This is a genomic window from Stenotrophomonas sp. Y-13 (assembly GCF_046267925.1).
GTDB classification, from domain to species: Bacteria; Pseudomonadota; Gammaproteobacteria; order Xanthomonadales; family Xanthomonadaceae; genus Stenotrophomonas; species Stenotrophomonas acidaminiphila_A.
Genome location: NZ_CP176501.1, coordinates 659581 through 671262 on the forward strand (window position 1 = coordinate 659581; position 11682 = coordinate 671262).

General features: G+C 68.5%; 7 protein-coding genes. 3 read left to right on the forward strand and 4 right to left on the reverse strand.

The window, feature by feature from the left end; translation table 11 throughout:
- The first annotated feature begins 403 nt into the window (after positions 1 to 403).
- Both ACJ7VY_RS02870 and ACJ7VY_RS02875 read left to right on the forward strand, forming a co-directional pair.
- Positions 404 to 799: a hypothetical protein gene (locus ACJ7VY_RS02870; protein ID WP_409476323.1), complete on the forward strand. Its 396-nt coding sequence runs from the start codon at positions 404 to 406 to the stop codon at positions 797 to 799.
- A 62-nt stretch (positions 800 to 861) separates the two neighbouring features.
- Positions 862 to 1227, forward strand: a complete 366-nt coding sequence (locus ACJ7VY_RS02875; protein WP_287130790.1) for a cupin domain-containing protein — start codon at positions 862 to 864, stop codon at positions 1225 to 1227.
- A gap of 66 nt (positions 1228 to 1293) precedes the next feature.
- On the opposite strand, the gene ACJ7VY_RS02880 is transcribed toward ACJ7VY_RS02875, so the two are convergent.
- Positions 1294 to 3591 (reverse strand): beta-N-acetylhexosaminidase, encoded by a 2298-nt coding sequence (locus ACJ7VY_RS02880; protein ID WP_409476324.1) that lies wholly within the window; start codon positions 3589 to 3591, stop codon positions 1294 to 1296.
- A gap of 99 nt (positions 3592 to 3690) precedes the next feature.
- Here ACJ7VY_RS02880 and ACJ7VY_RS02885 point away from each other — a divergent pair, with 99 nt between their 5' ends.
- Complete coding sequence (locus tag ACJ7VY_RS02885; RefSeq protein WP_409476325.1) at positions 3691 to 4923, forward strand: exo-beta-N-acetylmuramidase NamZ domain-containing protein; 1233 nt, start codon at positions 3691 to 3693, stop codon at positions 4921 to 4923.
- 47 nt (positions 4924 to 4970) lie between these two features.
- Here the strand turns inward: ACJ7VY_RS02885 and ACJ7VY_RS02890 are convergent, their stop codons facing one another.
- The 3 genes from ACJ7VY_RS02890 to ACJ7VY_RS02900 form a co-directional block, all read right to left on the reverse strand.
- A complete protein-coding gene (locus ACJ7VY_RS02890; RefSeq protein ID WP_409476326.1) occupies positions 4971 to 7313 on the reverse strand; it encodes a beta-N-acetylhexosaminidase in 2343 nt (780 codons plus the stop codon).
- A 166-nt stretch (positions 7314 to 7479) separates the two neighbouring features.
- Positions 7480 to 10281: a TonB-dependent receptor gene (locus ACJ7VY_RS02895; protein WP_409476327.1), complete on the reverse strand. Its 2802-nt coding sequence runs from the start codon at positions 10279 to 10281 to the stop codon at positions 7480 to 7482.
- 115 nt (positions 10282 to 10396) lie between these two features.
- Positions 10397 to 11443, reverse strand: coding sequence for a glucokinase family protein (locus ACJ7VY_RS02900; RefSeq protein ID WP_409476328.1), 1047 nt, complete (start codon positions 11441 to 11443; stop codon positions 10397 to 10399).
- Positions 11444 to 11682 lie beyond the last annotated feature (239 nt).

Genomic DNA, 11682 nt, shown 5'->3' on the forward strand with positions numbered 1-11682 from the left:
AGGTGGCGGGAAGGCGATTTCGCCGCTGCCGCTGCCTCCACGTGTTGTTTCGGGAGGATGCTGACCGGCCTCTGTCGAAAATGTCCCCGCTTTCCGGAGTCCGGCACCTGCGTTGAGAGCGTACCGCCTGGATACCGTCCATGCAGGCAACACGGCACGCCTGCGCACCAGTGATACATGCCAGGATCGGGTGAGAAGTACCCGCCCTCCATCTTCCGAGCGGGAGTCTTTCACGGAGTGCGGAGTACCGATCGCTGTCATTGTGCAGATCTTGCGCGATCTCCTTTGGTATCAGGATCATCGCCGCATCAACATCTGCTGGCCGCTTCTACCAAGGGGCGTACGGCGAACACTTCAGGCCGATGCAGCATCATGGCGCGGTCCAACTCAGGCATCGGGACGCATGCATAGCTATTACTGGCTCGAAAAAATGGAGCACGACGGGGAATCGCTCGTCCTTCATCTCGCGCAACTCGTGTGTGGTGAGCAGGATGAATTTATCGGTCTTCCCCTTGTAGTCAAACCTGAGTCGCCCCGCTTTTCAGTGCACTTCGGGGAGGTCGGTGCATTCAAGACCGTGCCAGAGATGTTCGATGAGGTCTCGGAAGGGGCCGAGAAGGTGAGGGCCTTCTTGTTCCAGGAGTCTTCCAGCGCCTACATGAAGGAAATGGGGGAGCGGCTGGAACTCGCGCGCGATATTGAGCCTGGGAGCTTGCGGCACCACATCGTGTACGCGGAGAACGCGGTCACTCATGTACTCAGTGCCCATGCTCCGGTGGTCTCCGAGCGGCCGCGATAGATCTTGGTTCGTCCCTGCGACCGCCGCTTTGCGGCACAACTCAACCCAGGCTTTGGAAGCGCATGTCGGACACCGCCATCAACCTGCAGGAAAAGCTGGCCCGGTTCTCGGAGCATTGGTCGCCCCGGGTCATCGCGGAAATGAACGACTACCAGTTCAAGCTCGCCAAGGTGCTGGGTGAGTTCGTCTGGCATTCGCATGCGGACACCGATGAGGTGTTCATCGTGCTGGCCGGCGAAATGGTGCTCGAGTTCAGGGACAGGACGGTCGCACTGGCCGCTGGCGAAATGTACGTGGTGCCCAGGGGCGTGGAGCACCGCCCGGTGGCGTCCAGCGAGTGCAGCATCATGCTGGTGGAGCCGCGCGGGGTGATCAACACCGGCGACGCCGGCGGCGCCTACACCGCAGCGAACGACGTCTGGGTGTAACCCGCGCGCAGCTGCCGGCGCAGCCGGACGGCCCCTGCCGCGGCCCGCCCGCGCCCGTGTGCGCCGCTAGCGCAGCGTCACCCGGTCCAGCACCCACATGTCCGGACGGAAGTCGCCGCTGAAGCGGATGCACAGCGCTTCGGTCCTGTCGGCGCGGCGCAGCAGCGGCGCGCGCAGGGTGATGAAGCCGTCGGCGTCGGGGCGTGCGGGCAGCGGTGCGGTGGCGATGCGCTCGCCGTCGCAGGAGCCGGCGCGGATGTCGAGCTCGCCGTGCGCGCTGCGCGCGGGCAGGTAGCGGCGGCGGGCGTTCTCTTCCTCGCTCTGGTCGATGATGTAGGGCAGGCGGCCGGCGCGTACTTCGATGCGCTGCGCGCCGGTCATGGGCGCCTGCTCCCAGCGCCAGCACGGCTGCATGAAGGCGACGTTGAACAGGGCGCGGCGGCCGTCGGCCTGCACGGTGTCGTCCTGCATGCGCAGCACCGGGCCTTCGGCGCTGCACGGCTGCAGCTGGGCGTTGCCGCGGCTGCGCAGGCTGGCGGCGGTCACCTCGAAGCGGTCCGCCGGCTGCAGCGCGGCGCCGCTGGCGAAGGCGGCGCTGCGCAGCTGCACCGGCAGCGCGGTCTCGATGGGGCCGGTGTACAGCGGCGAGCGCAGCGTGGGCTCGCTGCCGTCGAGCGTGTAGCGCACCGGGTAGCCGAGCGGATTGGACAGTTGCAGCGACGCCCTGTCGTGGCCGGCGGGCGCGTCGGCCAGCAGCACGCGGAACGGCGTACTTGCGTAGCCGACGCCCAGCGCGGCGTAACGCCGGGTCCAGGCCGGCAGCCGCTGCAGGAAGCTGGCGTAGTCCTTGCCGGCCTTGGGCGTCCAGCCGGTCTCGGCCACCGCCAGCAGGCGCGGGAAGGTGTTGTGCTCGACGGCGGCAAAACGCACGTCGTCGGTGGTCCACATGTTCGCCTGCAGGCCAAGGATGTGCTGGCGCCGTTCCGCGTCCAGCGCCTCGGGCACCGGCTCGAAGCGGTAGAACCGCTCCATCGGGATCAGCTTCGGCCGCGGGCGCCCGCCGGGCTCGTCCGGCGAGTCGGTCTGCAGGTAGTCCAGGTACAGGTCGGCGTTGGGCGACATCACCACGTCGTGGCCCTGGCGCGCCGCGGCCAAGCCACCGTCGATGCCGCGCCAGGACATCACCGTGGCGTCCGGCGCCAGGCCGCCATCGAGGATTTCGTCCCAGCCGATCAGGCGCTTGCCGTGCGCGTGCACGAGCGCTTCCAGGCGGTGGATGAACCAGCTCTGCAGCGCATCCTCGTCGGCCAGCCCGAGCGCGCGCATGCGTGCCTGCACGCGCGGCGATGCCCGCCATTGCGCCTTGATGGCCTCGTCGCCGCCGACGTGGATGTAGCGGCCGGGGAACAGCTGCGCGACTTCGGCGAACACGCCGTCGAGGAAGTCGAACGTGGCGTCGTCCACGTTGAACAGGTTGGCGTGGATGCCGCGGTGTGCCGAGATCGGGATCTGCCGGCCCTCGGTGCCCAGCGCCGGGTAGGCGGCGATGGCGGCGGTGGCATGGCCGGGCATGTCGATCTCCGGCACCACGCTGATGTGCAGCGCGGTGGCGTGGGCGACGATGTCGCGGATCTCGTCCTGCGAGTACCAGCCGCAGTATGGCGCGGGTTTGCCGCTGGCCGGATCGATGCCGGCGTCGCCGGCGGGGATGCGGCATCCGCCGACCTGCGTCAATCGCGGATGGCGCTTGATCTCGATGCGCCAGCCCTGGTCGTCGGTCAGGTGCCAATGGAACACGTTGAGCTTGTGCAGCGCCATCGTGTCGAGCAGCTGCCTGATCTGGGCCGGGGTCTGGAAATGCCGGGCCGAATCGAGCATGTAGCCGCGCCACGGGAAACGCGGCGCATCCTCGATGCGCATCGCCGGCAGCATCACCCGCGCCGCGTCGCTCTGGGTGAGCAGCTGCCACAGGGTCATCGCGCCATGGAACAGGCCCGCCTCGCTGCTGGCGCGGATCGTGATGCCGTCGTCGCCGACGCTGAGCGCATAGCCTTCCGCCGGGATGCCGCTGGCCGGGTCGACAGCCAGGCGGATGCCGCGTGCACCTTGGCCGCGCGCGGCGATGGACAACGGCGTGCGCCCGGCCTTTGCGAGGAACGCGTTGAGCTGGCCCGCAACCCGCATCGCGGCGTCGCCCTCGGCCTGCACGACGGTGCTGGCGTCCACGGCGAAGGCCGCGGCACCGGCATCGACCCGCATCGAGGCCGGTTGTGGGATGAGCGAGGGGACGATGGCGTCGCCGCCGGCGCGGGCCGGCTGGCACAGCGCCAGCAGGCAGAGGGACAGCCACGCGGATCGACGCATCAGGGGTTCCGGTTGGACCAAGGCCAGGCCGGATTATCCGATGATCGGCTATCGTTGCGCATCGCCGAAGCCGTTGCGGACGCACGCATGCATGGATACATGAGAAACCTTTTCCTGTGCGCACTGTTGCTGGCGGCGACGCCCGTGCAGGCCGCCACGGCGCCCGGCAACGGGCCCGAACCCGGCATCGAGGTGTTGCTGCGCGAACGCGCCGCCGGGTTGCACGGCAAGCGCATCGGCCTGGTCACCAACATGACCGGCGTCGACCGCGCGCTGCGCAGCGACATCGACCTGCTGGCCGCGCGCGACGACGTCGAGCTGGTCGCGCTGTTCGGCCCCGAACATGGCGTGCGCGGCGACGTGCAGGCCGGTGGACACGTGGATTCGTCGCGCGACGCGGCCACCGGATTGCCGGTGCACAGCCTCTATGGCGAGCACCGCGAACCGACGCCGGAGATGCTGCGCGGCATCGACCTGCTGCTGTTCGATATCCAGGATGTCGGCGCGCGTTTCTACACCTACCCGTACACCCTGGCCAACGTGCTGCGCGCGGCGCGGCGCGATGGCATCCCGGTGTGGGTGCTGGACCGGCCCAATCCGGTGGGCGGGCTGCAGGTGGAAGGCCCGGTGCTGGAGCCGGCGCAGGCCTCGTTCGTCGGCATGTTCCCGATCCCGGTGCGTCACGGCATGACCATCGGCGAGCTGGCGCGGCTGTTCAACACCGCGTTCGGCATCGGCGCCGATCTGACCGTGGTGCCGATGCGTGGCTGGCGGCGCGGCGATGCCGAGCCGGGCGGGGCGATGCCGTGGGTGCCGCCGTCGCCGAACATGCCCACGCGCGACACCGCGCTGGTCTACCTGGGCACGGCGCTGCTGGAGGGCACCAACGTGTCCGAGGGCCGCGGCACCACGCGCCCGTTCGAGACCCTCGGCGCGCCGTTCGTCGATGCGCGGCAACTGGCCGATGCGCTCAACGCGCTCGACCTGCCGGGCGTGCGTTTCCGCCCGACCGCGTTCACCCCGAGTTTCTCCAAGCACGCCGGCAAGGCCTGCGGCGGGGTGCAGATCCACGTCACCGACCGCGAGGCGTTCCTGCCGTTCCGCACCGGGCTGGCGGTGGTCAAGACCCTGCACGACCTGTATCCGGACGCGTTCCGCTTCCAGTCCGATGCGCCGGGCGCGACGCCCGGCTTCTTCGACAAACTGGCCGGCAACGCCTGGCTGCGCGAGGCGATCGGGCGCGGCGACACGCTCGATGCGATGCAGGCGCGCTGGCAGCCGGCGCTGCAGCGGTTCGAGGCGCTGCGCACGCGCTATCTGCTGTACCCGTGAGCCGACCCGCGCGCGGCCGCCGGCTGTCCGCCGGCGGCCATGCGGGCTCAATCGCGCGTGCGCAGGGTCGCCTGCTGCAACACCCACATCTGCGGCCGGGTGTCGCCGCTGAAGGTCATGCATAGGTCGGCGCGACCGCTGGCCGGGACGCGCAGCGGCGCCTCCAGGGTGATGAAGCCATCGGCGTCCGTGGCCTGCGGTAACGGCTGGGACGCCAGCACCGGGCCCTCGCAGCCATCGCGCACCTCGAACTCGCCATGTGCCGCCACCGCCTTGCGGAAGCCGCGCTTGGCCTCTTCCTCGCGCAGCAGGCCGAAGTTGTAGGGGATGCGGCCGGCGCGCACCTGGATGGACGCCACGTCCTGCAGTTGCGCGTCCTCCCACAACCAGCACGGGTTGAAGATGGTCACGTCGAAGCTCGCGCGCGGGCCTTCGGTGGGGGTGTCATCCTCCAGCCGCAGCAGCAGGCGGCCGCCCTGCGGGCACTGCGCCAGGGTCTTGTCGGTGCGGGTCAGCAGCGCGGCGGCGTCCAGCGTCCATTGGCTCGCGCGGTCGGCCAGCGGCTTGCCGTCGAAGAACGCCGCGGCCTGCAGCTCGGTGGGCACCGGAACGTCCAGCGGCGCGGTGTAGGCAGGCGACCGCGAGGTCGGCACGCTGCCATCGGTGGTGTAGCGGATGTCGCCATAACCCAGCGGATTGGACAGCTCGACCCGCACCCGGTTGCCGGCGCGGTCGTCCTGGCGCTGCATCGCCACCGACAGTGCGGTCTGCCCGTAGGCGATGCCAAGCGCGCGGTAGCGGTGCAGCTGTACCGGCAGGCGTGCGAGGAAGCCGTCGTAGTCCTTGCGCTCCAGCGGCGTCCACGCGATTTCCGCCAGCGCCGCCATGCGCGGGAACAGGTTGTGCTGCAGCCGCTCCCGGGTGCGGGTGTGTTCGGTCCACATGTTGGCCTGCACCCCGATCACGTGCCGGCGCTGCGCCGCCGGCAACTGCGCCGGCACCGGGTCGAACGCGTAGATCTTCTGCATCGAGGTGAACTTCGGCCGGCCCGGCGGCTCGTCCGGCAGGTTGGTCTGCAGGAAGTCCAGGTACAGGGTGTTGCCGGGCGACATCACCACGTCGTGGCCATGGGTGGCGGCCTCGATGCCGCCTTCGATGCCACGCCAGGACATCACCGTGGCCTGCGGCGGCAGCCCGCCCTCGATGATCTCGTCCCAGCCGATCAGCTTGCGGTCGCGCGCCTCCAGGAACGCTTCCAGCCGCTTGAGCATGTGCGACTGCAGCGCTTCTTCGTCTTTCAGCCCGAGCCGGCGCATGTGCGCCTGCACCGCGGGTGATGCCTGCCACTGGTACTTCACCGCCTCGTCGCCGCCGATATGCACGTACGGCCCCGGGAACAGCTCGATCACCTCGGTCAGGATGCCTTCCAGGAACTGCAGCGTTTCCTCGCGCGGATTGAACAGGTAGGGATTCACGCCCCAGTTGTGCGACGGTTCGGTGGGGCCATCGACCACACCATGCTCGGGATAGGCCGCCACCGCCGCCTGGGCGTGGCCGGGCACGTCGATTTCCGGAACGATGGTGATGTGGCGGGCGGCGGCATAGGCCACCACGTCGCGGATCTGCGCCTGCGTGTAGTGGCCGCAGTAGCGGTTGGGGGAGCCGTCGGCCCTGCGCCCGGCCTCGCCCGGCGGCACGCGGCAGCCGCCGACTTCGGTGAGGCGCGGGTAGCGCTTGATCTCGATGCGCCAGCCCTGGTCGTCGGTGAGGTGCCAGTGGAAGGTGTTGAGCTTGTGCGTGGCCATCGCGTCGAGCACCGCCTTGATCTGCTCCACGCTCCAGAAATGCCGCGCCGAATCGAGCATCAGCCCACGCCAGGCGAAACGCGGGGTGTCCTCGATCCGCATCGCCGGCAGCGCCACCGCACTGGACTGCGGCCCGGCGAGCAGTTGCCACAGCGTCATCGCGCCATTGAACAGCCCGTGTTCGTCACCGGCCTGGACGCTGATGCCGTCGTCGCCGATGTGCAGCGTGTAGGCCTCCGGCGAGGTGCCGGCGGCTGCGGGCACGATGCGGAACTCGATGCCCGGGCCCTGGCCGTCGGCCAGCCGCAGCGGCGTGGTCCTGGCCAGCAGTTCGGTGAATTGCGTGGCGACGCGACCGGCGGCATCGCCCGGTGCGCGGACCGCGGTGGTCGCATCGACGACGAAGCGGCCCTCGGCCGGCTGCACCACGGCCGGCAATGGAATCACCGGCGCGCCCTGCACGTCGGCGGCGGCCACGGCCAGTGCGGGCGCGGGGGAGGCGCTGGGCGTGCAGCCGGTGGCAATGGCGGCCGCGGCGAGCAGGGCGGCCACCGTCAGTGTGGCGGCGGTTCGGTTTCGGATCATCGTGACTCCCTGGAACTGGATGGCGGCGTGGCGGCCCGCGCCGGTGTCCGGGCGGTGGGGCCTGCGACGCGGGCCGCCGGCCGCCACTGAAAAAAAAGCGGGCCTGGAAAAGCTCCAGGCCCGTTGGAGGAGAAAGAACGCAATCGGTATTCCTGCAGCTCCGCCCTTAGAAGGCGAAGCGCAGCGAGGCCATGTAACGGCGGCCGCTCAGGTAGGCACCGCGGGTGAGCTGTTCCACGCCCGAGTAGGAGTGGTACTGCTCGTCCAGCAGGTTCATGCCTTCCAGGCCGACGGACAGGTTTTCGTTGATCCGGAAGGCGATGGACGCATCCAGCGAGGCATAGTCCATGGTCCACAGCTGGCGGCCGGCGCTGATGTTGGTGAAGTACTTGTCACGCCAGCCGTAGGTGACGCGCGCGGTCCAGGTATCGTTCTCGAAGAACGGGCTGATGTTGAACTGGTTCTTCGAGTTGAACGGCAGCGGGCGGCCGCCGGTGGCTTCGCCGTCGGAGTAGGTGTAGTTGGCGACGATGCCGAAGCCAAGCCCGAAGTTCTGCTGCCAGGCCAGCGAATAACCCTTGATCTTCGCGTCGCCGGCATTGCGCGGACGGTCCACCAGGTAGGTGTCGTTCTTGTTCTGGTTCTGGTTCCAGTGCGTCTCCGGGGTGGACTCGGTGAGGATGTAGTCGGCCACGTCGCGGTAGAAGATCGAGCCGGCGACGATGGCGTTCTCCGAGAAATACCACTCGGCCGAGAAATCCACGTTGGTGGACTGGTACGGCTTGAGGTTCGGGTTGCCGCCGCCGCCGGTCAGCGCGGTGTCGGACAGCCACAGGTAGGAGGAGATGTCCGTGTAGTTCGGGCGGGCGATGGTCTTGGCCACGGACGCACGCAGCACCAGCGACTCGGTGGCGTCGTACACCAGGTTCAGGTTCGGCAGCACGTTGTTGTACTTGTTCTTCTTCACCACCGGGTCGTACGACGCCGCCAGCTTCTCGGCCGACCATTCCGGCTTGGTACAGCCGGCCAGGCCGGTGTTGCATTCGTAGCTGCCCGACTCCAGGTCGGTGCGCACGTAGCGCACGCCGACGTTGCCGCGCAGCTTGTCGAAGCTGAAGTCGGCCTGCACGTACGCCGCGCCGATGTCCTCGTTGATCGACCAGTTGTTGCGCGCGAACTCCTCGGCGCTGAACGGCGAGACGACCGGCATGGTCTGCCACGGTGCCAGCCACTTGCCGCTGCTGATGTACTCGGCCAGCTTCCAGCCATCGATGGTGAAGCGCTTGCCCAGGTCACCGTAGCCGCTGAACCCGTTGAGGTAGTTGCCGGGCAGCTCGCGCGGATCGAACTGCGAGGCCTTGGCGTCGCCATAGGTGGCTACTGCGGCCAGGCCGATGCCCTGCTGGACCTGGCTGGTCTCGTGCTTGCGCTGCTTGTAGCCGAAGCGGACCAGGTAGACCGGCGAGTCGAGCTTGATGCCGAAGTCGACCTGGCCGTAGGTTTCCTTGTCGACGGTCGGCTTCTCGACCAGGTTGCCGCCCCAGCCGGTGTTCCAGCCGGGCTTGGACGGGTCGCCGCCCCAGCCGCCGTCCATCTGGAACTGGTCCGGGTTCAGGAACGGATTGCTGCCGGTGAAGGTGACGCTGCCGGGATTGCCCGGGGCGTCGGCGATGGACCAGGTGTAGTCGGTGCGCGCCAGGAACTCGCCGAACACCTGCTTCGGGCCGCCGTCGGCCTTGGTGCGGCCGATATGGGTGGACGCGAACCAGCGCTCGTCGTTCCAGTCGAGCTTGACGTCGTAGGTCGACGACTCGACGTTGGCGCGGCGGTTCTGCAGGTCGAACACCACCAGCCCGTTCTTGTGGCTGGCACTGGTGATCAGCCCGTCCTTGACGGTGATGTCGCTCAGCGTCTTCAGGCTGTTCCAGGTGTTGCCCTGGTGGGTGAACATCGACTGCGCCATGTGGTCGAAGTTGGCGTCGATCTTCAGCGCGTTCAGCTCGATGTTCATCTGCTCCACCGGCTTGAACTGCAGCGCCAGCGAGTAGGTCTTGCGCTCGCGCTGCTGCTCGAAGAAGTGTGCGCTGGTGGAGTTGGGGCCGACCGCGTTCGGGTTGGCGTAAAGGGTTTCGGCGCAGGTGCCGGTACAGGTGGCCGGCAGCGTCGGCTGCACGCCGTTGACCGGCGGCTTGGACCAGTCCGGCGGCAGGTTGGTCACCGAGCCCGGGGCGCCGCCGACGCCGGCGATGTAGTCCTTGGCCCGCACGATGCCGTAGGACTCGATGCCGTCGCGGCGGATGCTCTCGTTGGAGGCCTGGGCCGAGACGATCACGCCGAAGCTGCCGGCGTCGTTCTTCCACGCGAACGCGGCCGAGGCATTGGGATCGGTCTTCTCGACGCGGTCGTTGCGACCATAGCTGACGCGGCCGGACAGGCTGACCTTCTCCGGCATGTCCAGCGGCTTGCGGGTGGAGACGATCACGGTGCCGCCGATCGAGCCTTCATCGATGCGCGCTTCCGGCGACTTGAATACTTCCACCTTGCCGACCAGCTCGGGCGCCAGCAGCGAGTAGTTGAAGGTGCGGGTCGGGAAGTCGGACATGTTCCAGTCGCCGGAGGCGATGGACTGGCCGTTGAGCAGGGTGCGGTTCAACGCCGGATCGGTGCCGAGGATCGAGACCTTCTCGCCCTGGCCGTAGGCGCGGTCGATGGTCACGCCGGGGATGATGGTCATCGCCTCGGCCACGTTGGTGGCCGGGAACTTGCCCACGTCCTCGGCGGTGATGACGTCGACGATGGCGTCGGCATTGCGCTTGGTCTCCAGCGACTGCTGCAGGCTGGCGCGGATGCCGGTGACGACGACGCGGTCGAGGTCGGTGGCCTCCTTCTTGCCGGCCTCCTGCGCATGCGCGGAAAAGCTCAGGCAGGTGACGATGGCGGCGGACAGTACGGACTTGCGGTACCTCATGATGTCTCTCCTCATCATTGGCGTGATTGTGGGTTGAACCGCGGTTGCTGGGGGGGGCCGGTGCGCGGGCGCGTGCCCGTGCGGCGGTGTCGTGGCTGCGTGGGTGGGAGCGTGCTCAGGTGCTGCGGTGCTGCAGGTACCAACTGGCTGCGCCGATGACGCCCAGTTGCCCGTGCTCGACCAGTTTCACGGGGATGCGCTGCAGCGCCGTGGCCATGGGCCCCTTGTTGAGGAACCGCTGGACGAAGGTGCTGCCGATGAGGAACGGGCCGAGCTTGGGCAGGATGCCGCCGGCCAGGTAGATGCCGCCCTGCACGCCGTAGAGCAGGGCCATGTCGCCGATGGTGGAACCGAGGATTCCGCAGAACAGCTCCAGGGTCTGGGCCGCGAGCGGGTCGCTGCCATCGCAGGCGGCGGCGCTGACCGCGTCGGGGGTGGCGTGCACGGGCGCGGTGCCGCGCACCGCGCACAGGGTGTTGTAGAGGTTGAGCAGTCCGGGCCCGGACAGCGCGCCGTGCTCGATGGAGACATGGCTGCGGTTGCGCAGCATGTGCTGCAGCACGGCCATTTCCAGTTCGGTGCCGGCGGCCAGCGCGGCCTGCCCGGCTTCGGTGGCAAGCACGACCGAGCGCTCGCCGACGGGGATCCAGAGCGCGGCGCCCAGGCCGGTGCCGGGGCCGACGACGAGGGTGGGGCCGCGCGGCGCCTGCGCCGGGCCGGTGAGCTGCAGCACCTGGCTGCCGTCGATGTGGGCGGCGGCGTGGGCGACGGCCTCGAAGTCGTTGACCAGGTGCACGGCCTCGAAGCCGAGGTCGTCGCGGATGCGGCTGGCCGACAGCGGCCACGGCAGGTTGGCCGAGATCACGCTGCCGTCGGCCAGCGCGTAGCCGGCGCTGGCGATGACGCATTCGCGCGCGCCGGGGGCGTGGGCGTGGAAGTCGGCCAGGATCTGGCCCAGCCCGGCGTGGTCGGCGCAGCGGTAGCGGCGGTAGGCGATCACGTCGACGGCCTGGCCCGGCGTGGCACGGACCAGCCCCACCCGCACATGGGTGCCGCCGACATCGGCGGCGATCAGCGGCACGGCCGGCGCGGCGATGGGCTGGTGCTGGGTTGGACTGAAGCTGGCGACCACGCGGTTCCCCCGGAGTGTCTGCAGTTCCATGGGGAGCTGCGGCATCCGGAGTTTCGGCGTTGCCTGACAACGATGTCAAGCTGTTATGCAAAAAATTTTCAGATCAACAATGCCGCCAGAATTTCAAATAACCCAATGATTGCAATGGCAAAAATTATTTCATTCGAAACGATGCTTCAAATTTGGACGGTGCGCAGGACCGGTCGGTTGTATTCGTGAAATTTTTTCGCATCGCCCGGACCTGGCTCGCTGCCCGCGCCCGGGGGCCT

Bases quoted from the DNA above. Each gene is read 5' to 3' on its own strand.
- ACJ7VY_RS02880 (WP_409476324.1), bottom strand. From the start codon at position 3,591: ATGCGTCGATCCGCGTGGCTGTCCCTCTGCCTGCTGGCGCTGTGCCAG.
- ACJ7VY_RS02885 (WP_409476325.1), top strand. From the start codon at position 3,691: ATGAGAAACCTTTTCCTGTGCGCACTGTTGCTGGCGGCGACGCCCGTG.
- ACJ7VY_RS02870 (WP_409476323.1), top strand. From the start codon at position 404: ATGCATAGCTATTACTGGCTCGAAAAAATGGAGCACGACGGGGAATCG.
- ACJ7VY_RS02890 (WP_409476326.1), bottom strand. From the start codon at position 7,313: ATGATCCGAAACCGAACCGCCGCCACACTGACGGTGGCCGCCCTGCTC.
- ACJ7VY_RS02875 (WP_287130790.1), top strand. From the start codon at position 862: ATGTCGGACACCGCCATCAACCTGCAGGAAAAGCTGGCCCGGTTCTCG.
- ACJ7VY_RS02900 (WP_409476328.1), bottom strand. From the start codon at position 11,443: ATGGAACTGCAGACACTCCGGGGGAACCGCGTGGTCGCCAGCTTCAGT.
- ACJ7VY_RS02895 (WP_409476327.1), bottom strand. From the start codon at position 10,281: ATGAGGTACCGCAAGTCCGTACTGTCCGCCGCCATCGTCACCTGCCTG.